This is a genomic window from Pseudomonas sp. GW823-FHT03E05 (assembly GCF_058796855.1).
Window position 1 is genome coordinate 89,209 of sequence record NZ_JBXAJB010000005.1, and the last position, 16,204, is coordinate 105,412.

Annotated in this window: 16 protein-coding genes; all 16 read left to right on the forward strand. The window is 66.1% G+C overall.

Annotated elements, in window-relative coordinates; genetic code table 11:
- Positions 1–5 precede the first annotated feature (5 nt).
- The 16 genes from cbiE to urtA all read left to right on the forward strand — a co-directional run bounded on the left by cbiE (position 6) and on the right by urtA (position 16,146).
- On the forward strand, positions 6–1,220 hold the full coding sequence (gene cbiE, locus AC1RCO_RS20850; RefSeq protein WP_125062434.1) for a precorrin-6y C5,15-methyltransferase (decarboxylating) subunit CbiE: 1,215 nt from the start codon (positions 6–8) through the stop codon (positions 1,218–1,220).
- Positions 1,221–1,313: 93 nt separating this feature from the next.
- Entirely contained in the window at positions 1,314–2,411 is a 1,098-nt protein-coding gene (locus AC1RCO_RS20855) for a cobalt-precorrin-5B (C(1))-methyltransferase (RefSeq protein WP_053156138.1), read from the forward strand.
- A complete protein-coding gene (locus AC1RCO_RS20860; RefSeq protein WP_011059022.1) occupies positions 2,408–3,136 on the forward strand; it encodes a cobalt-precorrin-6A reductase in 729 nt (242 codons plus the stop codon). The genes AC1RCO_RS20855 and AC1RCO_RS20860 overlap by 4 nt, the downstream gene beginning before the upstream one ends.
- Positions 3,137–3,319: 183 nt before the next feature.
- On the forward strand, positions 3,320–3,622 hold the full coding sequence (locus AC1RCO_RS20865) for a type II toxin-antitoxin system RelE/ParE family toxin (protein WP_492618007.1): 303 nt from the start codon (positions 3,320–3,322) through the stop codon (positions 3,620–3,622).
- Between the two features lie 3 nt (positions 3,623–3,625).
- Positions 3,626–3,916, forward strand: coding sequence for an addiction module antidote protein (locus AC1RCO_RS20870; RefSeq protein WP_011059020.1), 291 nt, complete (start codon positions 3,626–3,628; stop codon positions 3,914–3,916).
- Between the two features lie 100 nt (positions 3,917–4,016).
- Complete coding sequence (locus AC1RCO_RS20875) at positions 4,017–4,415, forward strand: DUF2946 domain-containing protein (protein WP_011059019.1); 399 nt, start codon at positions 4,017–4,019, stop codon at positions 4,413–4,415.
- A gap of 49 nt (positions 4,416–4,464) precedes the next feature.
- The gene (locus AC1RCO_RS20880; protein WP_401402510.1) at positions 4,465–4,959 is read left to right on the forward strand and encodes a copper chaperone PCu(A)C; all 495 of its coding nucleotides are present in this window, start codon (positions 4,465–4,467) and stop codon (positions 4,957–4,959) included.
- A gap of 55 nt (positions 4,960–5,014) precedes the next feature.
- Positions 5,015–5,425 (forward strand): DUF2946 domain-containing protein, encoded by a 411-nt coding sequence (locus tag AC1RCO_RS20885; protein WP_065364904.1) that lies wholly within the window; start codon positions 5,015–5,017, stop codon positions 5,423–5,425.
- Positions 5,426–5,513: 88 nt separating this feature from the next.
- Positions 5,514–7,646: a TonB-dependent copper receptor gene (locus tag AC1RCO_RS20890; protein WP_401261744.1), complete on the forward strand. Its 2,133-nt coding sequence runs from the start codon at positions 5,514–5,516 to the stop codon at positions 7,644–7,646.
- 99 nt (positions 7,647–7,745) lie between these two features.
- On the forward strand, positions 7,746–9,128 hold the full coding sequence (locus tag AC1RCO_RS20895) for a PepSY-associated TM helix domain-containing protein (RefSeq protein WP_492618008.1): 1,383 nt from the start codon (positions 7,746–7,748) through the stop codon (positions 9,126–9,128).
- A 155-nt stretch (positions 9,129–9,283) separates the two neighbouring features.
- Complete coding sequence (locus tag AC1RCO_RS20900) at positions 9,284–11,413, forward strand: TonB-dependent receptor (protein ID WP_492618009.1); 2,130 nt, start codon at positions 9,284–9,286, stop codon at positions 11,411–11,413.
- Positions 11,414–11,454: 41 nt separating this feature from the next.
- A complete protein-coding gene (locus AC1RCO_RS20905; RefSeq protein WP_492618010.1) occupies positions 11,455–12,243 on the forward strand; it encodes an ABC transporter ATP-binding protein in 789 nt (262 codons plus the stop codon).
- Positions 12,240–13,199 carry an ABC transporter substrate-binding protein gene (locus tag AC1RCO_RS20910; RefSeq protein ID WP_011059012.1) on the forward strand — a complete coding sequence of 320 codons (960 nt, stop codon included), beginning with the start codon at positions 12,240–12,242 and terminating at the stop codon, positions 13,197–13,199. Before AC1RCO_RS20905 ends, AC1RCO_RS20910 begins: the two co-directional genes overlap by 4 nt.
- Entirely contained in the window at positions 13,196–14,206 is a 1,011-nt protein-coding gene (locus AC1RCO_RS20915; protein ID WP_492618011.1) for a FecCD family ABC transporter permease, read from the forward strand. The genes AC1RCO_RS20910 and AC1RCO_RS20915 overlap by 4 nt, the downstream gene beginning before the upstream one ends.
- Positions 14,207–14,355: 149 nt before the next feature.
- A complete protein-coding gene (locus tag AC1RCO_RS20920) occupies positions 14,356–14,655 on the forward strand; it encodes a 7(1) septoil knot domain-containing protein (RefSeq protein WP_083541081.1) in 300 nt (99 codons plus the stop codon).
- Between the two features lie 225 nt (positions 14,656–14,880).
- On the forward strand, positions 14,881–16,146 hold the full coding sequence (gene urtA, locus AC1RCO_RS20925; protein WP_019094029.1) for an urea ABC transporter substrate-binding protein: 1,266 nt from the start codon (positions 14,881–14,883) through the stop codon (positions 16,144–16,146).
- Positions 16,147–16,204 lie beyond the last annotated feature (58 nt).

Consider the following 16,204-nt stretch of genomic DNA (forward strand, 5'->3'; position numbering starts at 1 on the left):
TAGAGATGTCGCCCTGGCTGACAGTAGTGGGAATCGGTGAAGACGGCTTCAAGGGCCTGGGCAGAAATGCCCGGCATGCCCTGCTGGGCGCATCAAAGATCGTCGGCGCCCAACGCCAGCTGGACCTGCTGCCACCCTGCATCCGTGGCCAGCGCCAGCTGTGGCCCAGCCCGTTTTCCCTGGAGCCGGTGCTGAGCCAGCGTGGTGCTGCAGTCTGCGTCCTGGCCAGCGGTGACCCCATGCTGTTCGGCGTCGGCGCCAGCCTGGCGCGGCAGCTGCCCGCAGAGGAAATCCAGGTACTGTCCTTCCCTTCGTCCTATTCCCTGGCGGCTGCGCGCCTGGGCTGGCCTTTGCAGGAGGTGATCACGCTCTCTGTGGTCGCACGGCCGATCAGCGCACTCAGCGCCCAACTGTCCGGCGGGGTACGCCTGCTGGTGCTGAGCAATGACGGCCACAGCCCGGCCGCCATCGCCGGCCTGCTGCGCGAGCGCGGTTTCGGCCCGAGCCGGATCAGCGTGCTGGAACACCTGGGCGGCCCCCTGGAGCGGCGCATCGACGGCACCGCCAATGACTGGGCCGACCCGGCAATCGCCGACCTCAACCTACTGGCCATCGAATGCCTGGCCGAAGCCAGCACCCCGCGCCTGTCGCGGCTCGCCGGCCTGCCGGACTCGGCCTTTCGCCACGACGGCCAGTTGACCAAGCGCGACGTGCGGGCCATGACCCTGGCGCGCCTGGCACCGGTGCCCGGCGAGCTGCTCTGGGACGTGGGTGCCGGCAGCGGCTCCATCGGCATCGAGTGGATGCGTACCCACCCCAGCTGCCGCGCCCTGGCCATCGAGGCCGACGACGGCCGCCAGCAATTGATCGAACACAACCGCGAGGTACTCGGCGTGCCCGGGCTGCAACTGATACGCGGCCGCGCGCCCCAGGCACTGGCCGGGCTGGAACGCCCGGATGCGATCTTCATCGGTGGCGGCGTGACCCGCGAAGGCGTGCTGCAGGCCTGCTGGAAACAACTCAAGCCCGGCGGGCGCCTGGTGGCCAATGCCGTGACCCTGCAAAGCGAAATGACCCTGATGGACTGGCGAGAACGCCACGGCGGCGAGCTGACCCGCATCCACATCGCCCAGGCCCAGCCACTGGGAGAGTTCGACACCTGGCGCCAGGCCCTGCCGATCACCCTGCTGGACCTGCACAAGCCCCGGGACCTGCCATGAACCTTGCAGGTGCGGGCTTGCTCGCGAATACGTCCGCCCAAGAGACCGAAGTGCGCCCTTGGCGAGCAAGCTCGCCCCTGCGAGGGCTGGGGCATGCGTGAAGAAACAGCGGAACAGCCCGCGCCCCTGCGCAGCGGCCTGACCACCGGCAGTTGCGCCACCGCCACCAGCCTGGCCGCCGCGCGCCTGCTGCTCGAGGGCAGCAATGCCGACGCGGTGCAGATCATCCTGCCCAAGGGCAAGCAGGTGCAGATGCGCCTGGAATTCTGCCGCCACACCGCCGACGGCGCCGAAGCCGGCACTATCAAGGACGCCGGCGACGATCCGGACGTGACCCACGGCGCCCTGCTGTACTCCCGGGTGCGCCTGACCCCTGAACCGGGCATTCGCTTCGTCGCCGGTCAGGGCGTCGGCACCGTGACCCGCCCCGGCCTGGTGCTGGCGGTGGGCGAGCCGGCGATCAATCCCGTACCGCGCCGGATGATCGGCGAGCACCTGCAACGGCTCGCCGAAGAACGGGCCTACCCCGGCGGTTTCGAGGTCACGGTGAACGTCGAGGGCGGAGCGGAACTGGCCCTGAAAACCATGAACCCGCGCCTGGGGATTCTTGGCGGGCTGTCGATCCTGGGCACCAGCGGCATCGTCCGGCCCTTCTCCTGCGCGGCCTACATCGCTTCGATCCATCAAGGCATCGACGTGGCCAAAACCAATGGCTACCTGCACATCGCCGCCTGCACCGGCAACGCCAGCGAAGACACCATGCGCCGGGTCTACGAGCTGCCGGAAATCGCCCTGATCGAAATGGGCGACTTCGTGGGTGCGGTGCTCAAGCACTTGCGCAAAGTACCGGTGGATAAACTCAGCCTGTGCGGCGGCTTCGGCAAGATCAGCAAGCTGGCCGCCGGGCACATGGACTTGCACAGCCGCCACTCCAGTATCGACCTGCCGCAACTGGCGCAATGGGCCGCCGATGCGGGGGCCGACCCGGCCCTGCAACAGGCGATCCGCCAAGCCAATACCAGCCAGCAGGCACTGGCCATGGCCAGCGCCGCCGGAGTCGCGCTGGGCGATGCGGTATGCCGGCACGCCCTGGATTTCGCCCGCAGCGTGGTGCCGCCCCAGGTCCAGGTAGAGGTCTTTGCCATCGACCGCCAGGGCGGCATCGTCGGCCACGCCGGAGGTTTCCAATGACCCGTATCCTGCTGCTGGGCGGGGTCACCGAGGCCCTGGCCATAGCCCGCACCCTGGGCCCGGAACATATCTACAGCCTGGCCGGGGTCGGCCGGGTGCCCGGTGACCTGCGGTGCCAGGTACGGGTCGGCGGCTACGGCGGCGCCGAGGGCCTGGCGCGCTTTATCCGCGAGCAGCGGATCGGCCTGCTGCTGGATGCCACCCACCCCTACGCAGCACAGATCAGCGCCAATGCCGTGGCCGCCGCGAAGAGCGCTGGCGTGCCCTGCTGGGCCTTGCGGCGCCCGGCCTGGCAGCCGCAACCGGGTGACGACTGGCGCGAGATCGACGGCTGGGCGCAACTGGTGGAGGCCCTGCGCCCCTTCAAGCGGCCACTGTTCACCCTGGGCCGCGAGCCCTTGCAGCACCTGGATGAAATTCCCCCCGGGCAATTCTGGACCCTGCGCGCCCTGGAGGCCTGCCCGGGCAACGAGCACTGCGAAGTCATAGGTGCCCGCGGGCCGTTCCTGATCGAAGACGAGCGGCAGTTGTTCGCCCGCCGGCAGATCGACGTGCTGATCAGCAAGAACAGTGGCAGCAGCGCCACCGAACCCAAGCTGGAAGTGGCCCGCGAGCGCGGGCTGCCGGTGCTGGTCCTCAAGCGTCCGGACCTGCCCGAAACGGATCGCAATTTCAGCAGCACGGCCCAGTTGCTGCTGGCCCTGGGCTTGCCGGATAAAGCCTGACAGACAAAACCATCGCGCCCCACAGCAACATGGGAAACCCCTGGCAGCGCGCGCCAACTCCTTGCTTTAGCCTTCCTTGAACAGCCTCAGTGACGCCGGCGCCGGGCAGGACCGCCTGTCGCTTCACTGGGTTTTTCGCGGGCAAATGGGTTGCCGCGACGTATCCCAAGGAATACATTTTCCATGTTCGTTTTCGAGCAGACTCCTGAGTTCAGCCGCTGGCTGCTGAACCTGAAGGACCCGCAAGGGAAAACCCGTGTACTGGCCAGGATCCGTGCCGCACAGCTGGGCCGTTTTGGCGACTGCGAACCTGTGGGCGAAGGCGTCCACGAAATGCGCATCCACCGCGGCCCGGGTTACCGGGTGTACTTCTCGCGCCGCGGCAAAGTGATCTACCCGCTGTTGATCGGCGGCGACAAGGCCACCCAGAAACGCGATATCCAACGGGCCAGGCAACTGGCCTGCGACCTCAAGAGCGAGGGCTGAAAAATGCGCACCCCAGTGACCCGCTTCGACGCGGCGGAGTACCTCAAGACCCCTGAAGACATGGTCGCCTACCTCGACGCCTGCTTCGAGGAAGACACCGGCGACGGCGTGCTGATCCGCGCCGCACTCAACGACATCGCCCGTGCCCGCGGCATGACCCAGGTCGCCCGTGACACCGGCCTGGGCCGCGAAAGCCTGTACAAGGCCCTCGGCAGCCAGGGCAACCCGGAGTTCGCGACTATCATCAAGGTGATGAAGGCCCTGGGGTTGAAGATCAACGTCAGCAACGCCTGAACCGCTCCTGCGACACCACACCGCACACGGTGTTTTTTTACTTATCCACAGCGATCAGGCTAAATACCCGCCTGATCGCTCAACCGACGGATCGCCCACCATGTCCCGACAACGGCTCGCATTTGCCTGGATCGCCTGCTTCGCAGTGCTGTTCAACATGCTTGCCATGCCGCTTTCCGGGGCCATGCAGCGCAGCGATTCGGGGCTGGACGAGCAACTGCTGTGGGGCAGCTTCTGCTCCTCCACCGGCACCAAGCTGGTGGCCATTTCCCTGGGCAAGCTCGACCAGCAAGCGCCGCAGAACGACGACCATTCCACCATGCAGCACTGCTGGTGCTGCTCCGGCTCGCCGCCGCTGGTGGCCTTGCCCGGGCACGTTCCCCAGCTGTCTTTCACCCGCTTCGCAGTCCAGCCGGGCGCACCGCAACCGCAGGTAGAACGGCTCACCCTGCGCCAGCAATGGCCCAGCCTGAACCCCGGTGCCCCGCCTCTGGCATGATTCCCTTTCGCAAGTGATCTGCGTCTTTGAATCGTTCTGGAGAACTCACATGTCCAAACCATCCCTGGTCAAGCAATCCCTGCTGCTGGCCGCACTGCTGCTGCCTGCCTGTTTCGCCACCGCCCACGACTACAAGGCCGGTGACCTGCAGATCGCCCATCCCTGGTCTCAGGAACTGCCGCCGAACGCGCCCACCGTGGCCGCGTACTTCGTGGTGCACAACCCGGGCAAGAGCGCCGACACCCTGCTCAGCGTCGAGTCGCCGATCGCCGGCAAGGCCGAGCTGCACGAGCACGTCAAGCAAGGCGACATGATGAAGATGCAACAAGTGGCCAAGGTGGCGGTGCCCGCAGGTGGCGAGGCGACCTTCGCCCCCATGGGCTACCACGTGATGTTGCTGGAGCTCAAGGACCGCAGCCTGCTCACCGACGGCAAGCGTTTCCCGCTGACCCTGCACTTTGAAAAAGCCGGTGACGTCACGGTCGAAGTGGCGGTGCAGAAGCAGGCGCCGGACGCCATGCAAGGGCATATGCACGCCCAGTAAGCACTGACCGGCCCTCACCGTGAACGCCCCGCACGCGCCTGGCCGCAGGCGGTCCGTGCCGCGCCGCGACTCGTCTGGAGTCCGCCGCGGCAGCTGGATCAGCCTGTTCGCCATGCTGATGATCTTTATCGGCCCGCTGATTTCCCAGTCGATGCCGATGGATCACGCGATGCCGATGAACATGTCCGTTTCCATGGACATGGGCGACGCTGCGCCCGGCTGCCACGGTGAAAGCCCGCACCACGCACAGAAGGGCAGATCCCAGGGCGAAGAGCATGTGCTCTGGGAAAAATGCGGCTATTGCAGCCTGCTGTTCAATTGCCCGGCACTGCCTTCGGCGCTGTCGTTCGCCGCTCTGTTCACGCCGCCCACACCGTATTTCCTGATCCCCGCCACGCGCCTGGGCCACGCCCGGCAGACCGTGTTCCCCGGCGCCCTGACCCGCGCCCCACCGTTCCTCGCCTGAGTCTTCAGCTCATCTCACACGGCCGGCTGTCAGCGCGACAGACGCGTACCCGCGGCCGTGTCATTCAAGACCGAACGATGGAACATCTATGTTTTCTGCCGACTCTCGCCTGGGCGTTGCCCAGCCACTCAAGACCTTCGCCCTGAACCCTGCGCGCCAGCACTTCAACCGCGCCCTCGCGGTCCTCTGCGGCGCTCTGCTGACGCCCCTGGCGCTGGCCGACGATGCCGCAACGGACCACTCCCGGCACAGCACCGAACTGAGCCCGACGGTGATCACCGCCATCGCCCCCAGCTCGCCCCTGACCGTGGTCACCAACCCCAAGGACCCGCGCCAGCCGGTGCCGGCCAGTGACGGCGGCGACTACCTCAAGACCATTCCCGGCTTTGCCCTGGTACGCAACGGCGGCACCAACGGCGACCCGGTGCTGCGAGGCATGTTCGGCTCGCGGCTGAACATCCTCACCAACGGCGGCATGATGCTCGGCGCCTGCCCGGGCCGCATGGACGCGCCGACCTCTTATATCTCTCCGGAAACCTACGACCGGCTGACCGTGATCAAGGGCCCGCAGACCGTGCTCTGGGGCCCGGGCGCCTCGGCCGGCACGGTGCTTTTCGAGCGCGAACCGGAACATTTCGGCGAACTCGGCACCCGGGTCAATGCCAGCCTGCTGGCCGGCTCCAACGGGCGCTTCGACAAGACCCTGGATGCCGCTGCCGGTGGCCCCCTGGGTTATGTGCGGGTGATCGGCAACACCGCCCACGCCGACGACTACCGCGACGGCAACAATGACACCGTGGCCTCGCGCTACGACAAGTGGAACGGTGACGTGGCCCTGGGCTGGACCCCGGACGCCGACACCCTGCTGGAACTCACCGCCGGCAAGGGCGATGGCGAAGCCCGCTACGCCGGGCGCGGCATGGACGGCTCGCAGTTCAAGCGCGAAAGCCTGGGCCTGCGTTTCGAGAAGTCCAACCTTGGCGAGGTGCTGGACAAGGTCGAGGCCCAGGTCTACTACAACTACGCCGACCACGTGATGGACAACTACAGCCTGCGCACCCCATCCGGCACCGGAATGATGGCCGGCCCCATGGCCTCCAACGTCGACCGTCGCACCCTCGGGGCGCGGATCAAGGCCACCTGGCGCTGGGCCGACCTGCAACTGATCGGCGGCCTGGACGCCCAGACCAACGAACACCGCAACCGCGCCAGCAGCGGCGTCGACACCTACAAGGAGCTGCCTCGCACCAAGGACGCCGACTTCCACAACTACGGAGCCTTCGGCGAGCTGACCTGGTACGCCGCCGAGCGTGACCGCATGATCACCGGCGCGCGCCTGGACCGCGCCTCGGCCAAGGACTACCGGCAAAGCATCGGCTCGGGAATGATGACCCGCCCCAACCCCACCGCCGGCGACACCCGGGCCGATACCCTGCCCAGCGGCTTCGTGCGCTACGAGCATGACCTGGCCGACAGCCCGACCACGCTCTATGTCGGCCTTGGCCACACCCAGCGCTTCCCCGACTACTGGGAGCTGTTCTCGCCGAAAATGGGCCCGGCCGGCTCGGTGAACGCCTTCGATTCGATCAAGCCGGAAAAGACCACCCAGCTCGACTTCGGCCTGCAATACCAGGGTGAAGACCTGGAAGCCTGGGCCTCGGGCTACATCGGCCAGGTGCGCGACTACATCCTCTTCGACTACAACTCGAAAATGATGGGCATGAGCACCTCTCGGGCCGAGAACATCGACGCCCGGATCATGGGCGGCGAACTGGGCGCGGCCTACAAGCTGACCTCCAACTGGAAAGCCGACGCGACCCTGGCCTACGCCTGGGGCAAGAACAGCAGCGACGGCAAGGCCCTGCCACAGATGCCGCCGCTGGACGCGCGCCTGGGCCTGACCTACAGCGAGGACGACTGGAGCGCCGGGGCCTTGTGGCGCGTGGTCGCAGCGCAAAACCGGGTGGACCTGAACAAGGGCAACGTGGTCGGCAAGGACTTCGGCAAGAGCGGCGGCTTCGGCGTGTTCTCCCTCAACGGCGCCTACCGGGTGACCAAGAACCTCAAGCTCAGCACCGGGGTCGACAACCTGTTCGGCAAGGCCTACGCCGAGCACCTGAACCTGGCGGGCAATGCCGGCTTCGGCTATCCGGCGACGGACCCGCAAGCCATCAAGGAACCGGGGCGCACGCTCTGGACCAAGGTTGACCTGAGTTTCTGATGCCCCTTCGCCGGCACGCCGTCTCCTTGTCGCAGGAGCCGGCTTGCCGGCGAACAGCCCCCATAAGAAAAGATCCACAGCCCTGCGGAGCCTTCCCCGATGAACCGACCCAAAGTGTCTTTCTACAACCTGGCCTGGCGCTGGCATTTCTACGCCGGGCTGTTCGTCGCCCCCTTCATGGTGATGCTGGCCCTGACCGGCATCGTCTACCTGTTCAAACCGCAGCTGGACCCGCTGATGTACCCCAGCCTGCTCAAGGTGCCTGCCGCCCACCACAGCCTCAGCGCCGATGAGCTGTTGCAACGGGTTCAGGCCGCCTACCCCCAGGGCCATATCAAGCAGTACCTGCCCCCTGTGGATGCCGAGCGCAGCGCGCAGTTCGTGGTGCAGCACAAAGGCCAGGAACTCAATGTATTCATCGACCCCTACCACGGCGACGTGCTCGGCGAGCAGGATGCCAAGGGCAACCTGCAGGCCATGGCCCGGGCCATTCATGGCGAGCTGATGATCGGCACCCCGGGTGACCGGCTGGTGGAACTGGCCGCGAGCTGGGGCATTGTCCTGGTGGTCTCGGGCCTGTACCTGTGGTGGCCGCGGGGCAAGTCTTCGGCCGGGGTACTCTGGCCACGCTGGAGTGCCTGCGGCCGCCTGTTCTGGCGTGACCTGCACGGTGTGCTGGGTTTCTGGGGCTCGGCCTTCCTGCTGCTGATGCTGCTCAGCGGCATGACCTGGACCGGCTTCTGGGGCAAGCAGTACGCCGACCTGTGGAACCGCTTTCCGGCGGCCATGTGGAACGACGTGCCGACCTCCGACCAGCAGGCCGGAGAGCTCAACAGCGCCAGCCGCCAGACCGTGCCCTGGGCCCTGGAAAACACCCCCATGCCGATGTCCGGCGACCACGCCGAGCACATGGCCCACAACGCCGGCAATACCGCTGCGGCCGCCCCCGCCATCAGCCTGCAGGCGGTGCAGGACATCGCCCGTCAGCGCCAGGTCGAAGCGGGCTACAGCATCACCCTGCCGAGCACGGCGACAGGGGTATTCACCATCGCCGTATTCGCCGACGACCCGCGCCACGACGCCACCCTGCACGTCGACCAGTACAGCGGCCAGGTGCTCGCCGATGTGCGCTGGAAGGACTACAGCAACGTGGCCCGGGCCACCGAGCTGGGAGTGATGCTGCACGAAGGCAAGATGTTCGGGCGCTTCAACCAGATCCTGGTGCTGGTGGTGTGCCTGATGATCCTGCTCGGCGCCGTGAGTGGTCTCATCATGTGGTGGCAACGACGGCCCCAGGGCCGGCTCGGTGTACCACCACTGCGCCACGACCTGCCACGCTGGAAGACCGCAATGCTGGTCATCGGCCTGCTGGCCCTGGCCTTCCCGCTGGTGGGGGCTTCGCTGGTCGTGGTCTGGCTGCTGGACCGCCTGCTGCTATCGCGCTGGAACCGTGATCCTGAATCAGCCTCATCTTCAACATGAATCAGCCGAGATGCGCATTCCAGAGGGCTCTGTACACTCCGCGCGCTTCAGTCGCGCACAGTTATAATGTTACTTTATAACGCTTGGTGTAAGATCCCCGCCCGCAGCCTCATCCGCTGCGGGCAACCCTCTGGAAGAAGTGATTCACCGTCCCGATGAACAAGTACCTGCTGCCCAGCCTCTGCCTGATGGCCCTGACTTCCCCGGCCCAGGCCGACGGCTCCGCCCTGACCCTGCCCACCGGCACCATCTCCGCCGCTGCCAGCGAAGCCGACGACAGCATCCGCCTGGCCACCCCCACCAGCGCCGGTTCGCGCCTGGGCCTGAGCGCCCTGGAAACCCCGGCCAGCACCGACAGCCTGAGCGGCGATCGAATCCGCGCCCGGGGCGATCGGAGCATCCAGGACGCGGTATCGCGCAGCGCCGGCATCAGCCGCACCGGCACCCCGGGCGACGGCGGCACCTCGCTGTCGGCACGGGGCTTTACCGGGCAGAGCTCGGTGATGCAGCTGTATGACGGCAACCGCATGTACACCGGCATGGGCACCGTGACCTTCCCGGTGGACACCTGGGCGGTGGAGCGGGTCGACGTGCTGCGCGGCCCGGCCTCGGTGCTGTACGGCGAAGGCGCCACCGGTGCGGTGATCAACACCGTTGCGAAAAAGCCGTTCAGCGGCGAAATCGAAAACCACCTGCGCCTGGGCTACGGCTCCTTCGATCGCCAGCAGCAGGCCCTGGACAGCGGCGGCTCCCTGAGCGACACCCTGAGCTACCGGCTCAACCTCAACCGCGAGCGCAGCAACGGCTGGATCGACCGGGGCAATTCCTCCGGCGACTTCGTCAGCGCTGCCCTGCGCTGGCAGGCCCGTGACGACCTGGCCTTCACCCTGGCCCACGACTACGGCGACCAGAACCCGATGAACTACTTCGGCACGCCGCTGATCGACGGGCGTTTGCACAAGAGCCTGCGGGACAAGAACTACAACGTGCGCAATGACAAGCAGCACTACAACGACCAGTGGACCCGCCTGACCAGCCAATGGCAGATTTCCGACAACCTCAGCGCCAGCAACGAGCTGTACTACCTCAAGGCCCAGCGCCGCTGGCAGAACGCCGAGAACTACAACTTCAACAGCCTGGGCCGGCAACTGACCCGCAGCGGCAACTTCGGCATCGGTCACCAGCAGGAACAGGTCGGCGACCGCCAGACCTTCACCTTCAAGCACTCGCTGCTGGGCCTCGACAGCCAGACCCTGACCGGGGTCGACTACAACCGCATCCGCTTCCACCTCAAGAGCAACTCGCCCTTCAAGGACACCTTTGCCGACGGGCAGCCGATCGACCTCTATCACCCGGCCCAGGGCGACTTCGCCAGCGACAGCCCTTACCGCGATCAATTCAAGACCACCACCAAGCAGATGTCGGTGTTCGCCGAAAACCGCCTGCAGCTCAGCGAGCGCTGGTCCCTGGTGAGCGGTGTGCGCCGCGACTACGTGCATATTGATCGCGATGACTTGAAGGACGACAGCCGAAGCGACAAGACCCTGACCGGTAACAACTGGAAGGCCGGGCTGGTGTTTGCGGTGACCCCGGACACCTCCCTCTATGGCCAGTACTCCACCAGCACCGACGGTGTCGGCGGGCTGATTTCCCTGAGCAAGAGCCAGCAGCAATTCGACCTCTCCAGCGCCAGGCAGACCGAGATCGGCCTCAAGCAGATGTTCTGGGACCAGCGCGGCGAATGGACCCTGGCGGCCTACCACATCGTCAAGAAGAAGCTGCTGACCGATGTACCGGGCGACCCGGACCTGAAACAGCAGGTGGGCCAGCAATCCTCCAACGGCCTGGAAGCCAGCCTGGACCTGCAACTGCCCCGCGCCTGGCAACTGCAGGCCAACGCCGCCATCGTTCGCGCCCGGTACGACGACTTCCAGCAGGACGTCGACGGCGTGCAGGTCTCCCGCGACGGCAAGCGCCCGGTGGACGTGCCCCGGCGCACCGCCAACCTGTGGCTGAGCAAGGCCCTCGACGATGACCTGCGGGCCGGCGCCGGAGTGCGCTACGTAGACGCACGCTACGCCGACATGGCCAACCGGAATCAGTTGCCCAGCTACACCGTGGTGGATGCCGCGCTGTCGTGGAAAGCCCTGCCCAGCACCACCCTGGGCCTGCAATTGAACAACCTGTTTGACCGCCAGTACGCGCAAAGCCAATACAATGACGGCCAGCAATGGATACTCGGCGAGCCGCGCTCGTTCTTCGTCACCGCTGACTACACCTTTTAACCTCACCTGCGGCCACCGCGCGGGGACCACACGGATACGGCATGACCTCGCTGAACCTCACCAACCTGGCCTGGACACCCTTGGGCCAGGGCCACTGCCACCACCAGTTCCAACTGCGTGAGGCCAGCCTGCAGGTGGCGGCCGGCGAGTTCGTCGGCCTGATCGGGCCCAACGGCAGCGGCAAGACCAGCCTGTTGCGCTGCGCCTATCGCTTCAGCAAGCCGCAGCAGGGCGAGGTGCAGCTTGAGCATCAGAATGTGTGGAAGCAGTCGCCGCGCTGGTGCGCGCAACGCATCGCCGTGGTCCTCCAGGAGTTTCCCGACGCCTTCGGCCTGACTGTGGAAGAGGTGGTCGCCATGGGCCGCACCCCGCACAAGGGCCTGTTCGACGGCGACACCCAGGACGACCGGTGCATCGCCCGCGAGGCCCTGGAATCGGTGGGCCTGCTGGGCTTCGAGGACCACGCCTTCGCCACCCTGTCCGGCGGTGAGAAACAGCGGGTGATCCTGGCCCGCGCCCTGGCCCAGCAACCCCAGTTGCTGATCCTCGACGAGCCCACCAACCACCTCGACCCGCGCTACCAGCTGGAGTTGCTGCAGCGGGTCAAGCGCCTGGGCATCGGTACCCTGGCGAGCATCCACGACCTGAACCTGGCCGCGGCCTTCTGCGACCGCCTGTATGTCCTCGACCATGGGCGCATCGTCGCCAGCGGCACGCCGGGCGAGGTGCTCACCGTCGAGTTGCTGCGCAACGTCTTCGGCGTCGAGGCGCTGATCGACGCCCATCCCCTGTCCGGCTACCCACGAATCACCTGGATCACCCAACCATGACCTTGCGCTCCCTGCTTCGCTCCAGCCTGCTCCTGGCCCTGTCTCTGGGGGCCGCCCAGGCCTTCGCCGAGGCCACCCATTACCCGCTGACCATCACCAGCTGCAACCGCGAAGTGACCTTCAAGCAAGCGCCGAAACACGCCCTCAGCCATGACATCAACATGACCCAGATGATGCTCGCCCTGGGGCTCAAGCCACGCATGGTGGGCTACAGCGGGATCAGCGGCTGGAAGGCCGTGACCCCGCAGATGAGCGCCCTGCTCGACGGCCTGCCGGAACTGGCGGCCAAGTACCCGTCGGTGGAAACCCTGCTCAATGCCAACGTCGACTTCTTTTTCGCCGGCTGGGACTACGGCATGCGCGTGGGCGGCGACCTCACGCCCCAGACCCTGGCGCCGCTGGGGATCAACGTCTACGAGCTGACCGAGTCCTGCGCCTTCGTGATGAAGCGCCCGGCCGCCAGCCTCGAGGACACCTACACCGACCTGCGTAACCTCGGGCGGATCTTCGACGTGCAGGATCGCGCCAACGCCCTGATCGCGCAGATGCAGGAGCAGGTGGCCCAGGTACAGAAGGACCTGCCCAGGGACAAGCCGCGGGTATTCCTCTATGACAGCGGCGAAGACCGGGCCATGACCTCGGGCCGCCTGGGCATGCCCCAGGCCCTGATCGACGCGGCCGGCGGGCGCAATATCCTCGATGACGTCGACGCCAGCTGGACCCGGGTCAACTGGGAAACCGTGGTCGAGCGCAACCCGCAGGTGATCGTGATCGTCGACTACAGCGAAGTCAGCGCCGAGCAGAAGCAGCAGTTCCTGCTGAACAACAAGGCCCTGCAAGGAGTCGATGCGATCAAGAACCAGCGCTTCATCGTCATCCCCTATGTGCAGGCCACGCCGGGCATCGACAACGTGCTGGCGGTGGAAACCCTGGCCAAGGGTTTCCACGGCGAATGACCAGTCCCCGCTATGCCGCACTGTTGATGGCCCTGGGCGCCCTGCTGCTGGCGTCCTGCGTGGTGTCCCTGGGCTTTGGCCCGGCGCGGGTGCCGGTGGAGGTGGTGGGACGCATTCTGTTGCACAAGGCCCTGGGCCTGGGCGTTGTGGACTGGAGCCCGGGCCAGGAGCACATCGTCTGGCTGATCCGCGTGCCGCGCATGCTCCTGGGGGCCCTGGTGGGTGCCGGGCTGGCACTGATCGGCGCGGTGCTGCAGGCGGTGACCCGCAACCCGCTGGCCGACCCGCACCTGCTGGGGGTGACCTCCGGCGCCACCCTCGGCGCGGTGATCGTGGTGCTGCACCTGGGCCAGGTCATTGGGCTTTTGACCCTACCCCTGGCGGCCTTTGTCGGCGCCCTGCTGAGCATGGCGCTGGTGCTGGGGATCGCCGCCCGCAACGGCCGCCTCGACAGCGACCGGCTGTTGCTGTGCGGGGTGGCGGTGTCGTTCGTGATGATGGCCGCGGCCAACCTGCTGCTGTTCATGGGCGACCACCGCGCCAGCTCCGCAGTGATGTTCTGGATGCTCGGCGGCCTGGGCCTGGCGCGCTGGGAACTGCTGGCGATCCCCGCCGTCAGCGTGCTGCTGGGGCTGGTGTTGCTGCTGGGCATGGCGCGCCCGCTGAACGCCCTGATGGCCGGCGAGCAGACCGCCGTGACCCTGGGGCTGAACGCGCGCAATGTGCGCCTGAAGGTGTTCCTGATTGCCTCGCTGATGACCGGAGTGCTGGTGTCCATCAGCGGCTCCATCGGTTTTGTCGGGCTGATGGTGCCGCACATTGCCCGGCGCCTGGTGGGCGCCGAACACCGCCGGCTGCTGCCGGTGTGCGTACTGCTGGGCAGCGTGTTCCTGGTCTGGGTGGATGTGGCTGCGCGCACCCTGATCGCCCCCGAGGACCTGCCCATCGGCGTGGCCACCGCGGCCATCGGCGGGGTGTTCTTCATCGGCCTGATGCGCCGCCGCTGACTGTGCCCGCCTCTGTAGGAGCCGGCTTGCCTGCGAAGGCGCCCGTAGGCCTTGTGCCTGGTTCGAGGGCCTCTTCGCTGGCCAGCCTGCTCCTACAATCGTCGCCCTTGCTTTAAGATCGCGCGCTTGGATCTCTCAGGATGAGTCTCATGTTCAGAACCGCGCTCCTGACCTTGCTGCTCGGCACCTCCCTTGGCGCCGTGGCCGACACCTCTGTCGACGTCTCGAAAATCTACGGCAACATCCAGATCGTCAACAGCTTCCCCGATTACAAGGTCAAGGTGGTGAACTCCTTTCCCGACCTGAAGGTGAAGCAGGTCAACTCCTTTGCCGACGCGCCGGGCAAGTGGAAGATCGTCAACAGTTTTCCCGACTACAAGATCCAGATCGTCGACTCCTTTCCCGACTTCACCATCAAATATGTCGATTCCTTCCCGGGCGTGAACTGAAGCCACCCCCAGGCCACGGCTGCCGCCCAGCGGCAGCACCACAATGACGCACCCCGACGCACCAGCCCCTTGCCCAAGCCTCGTCTTGGGGCATCACCTCCCCCGCCCGCGCCGTTAAAGCGACGTTTTCATGCCTTGCGCCGACTCGGCACACCCCTTGCAAAACAGCCCTTCAGCAGTCCGCATCTACCACCTGAAAAATCAAGAGTTCATGGAGATCGCACAATGAAGCGTCGTAGTTTGCTCAAGGCTTTCACTCTCACGGCAAGCATTGCCGCGATGGGCATGACCTGGACCGTCCAGGCCGCCGAAACCATCAAGGTGGGGATCCTGCACTCGCTGTCGGGCACCATGGCGATCTCCGAAACGTCCCTCAAGGACATGGCGCTGATGACCATCGACGAAATCAACGCCAAGGGCGGGGTCAACGGCAAGCTGCTGGAGCCGGTGGTGGTGGACCCGGCCTCGAACTGGCCGCTGTTCGCCGAGAAGGGCCGCCAGTTGCTGACCCAGGACAAGGTGGCGGTGGTATTCGGCTGCTGGACCTCGGTGTCGCGCAAGTCGGTGCTGCCGGTGTTCGAGGAGCTCAACGGCCTGCTGTTCTACCCGGTGCAGTACGAAGGCGAAGAGATGTCGCCCAACGTCTTCTACACCGGCGCCGCACCGAACCAGCAGGCGATCCCGGCGGTGGAATACCTGATGAGCGAGGACGGCGGCAGCGCCAAGCGCTTCTTCCTCCTGGGCACCGACTACGTCTACCCGCGCACCACCAACAAGATCCTGCGTTCGTTCCTGCACTCCAAGGGCGTGGCCGACAAGGACATCGAAGAGGTCTACACCCCGTTCGGCCACAGCGACTATCAAACCATCGTCGCCAACATCAAGAAGTTCTCCGCCGGTGGCAAGACTGCGGTGATCTCCACGGTCAACGGTGACTCCAACGTGCCCTTCTACAAGGAACTGGCCAACCAGGGCCTGAAAGCCACCGACGTGCCGGTGGTGGCCTTCTCGGTGGGCGAGGAAGAACTGCGCGGCATCGACACCAAGCCCCTGGTGGGCAACCTCGCGGCCTGGAACTACTTCGAGTCGGTGGATAACCCGGTGAACCAGAAGTTCGTCGCCGCCTGGAAGGCCTACGCCAAGGCCAAGAACCTGCCGGGCGCGGACAAGGCGGTGACCAACGACCCGATGGAAGCCACCTACGTCGGCATCCACATGTGGGCCCAGGCGGTGGAGAAAGCCAAGTCCACCGATGTCGACAAGGTTCGCGAGGCCCTGGCCGGGCAGACCTTCGCCGCCCCTTCGGGCTACACCCTGACCATGGACAAGACCAATCACCATCTGCACAAGCCGGTGATGATCGGCGAGATCCAGCCCGACGGTCAGTTCAACGTGGTCTGGCAGACCGAAGGCCCGATCCGTGCCCAGCCCTGGAGCCCGTTCATCCCGGGCAACGACAAGAAGCCGGACTACGCGGTCAAGAGCAACTGATCCGAACCTGACGCCTTCCCCGTAGGAGCGAGCTTGCTCGCGACGAGGTCCGCAGGAC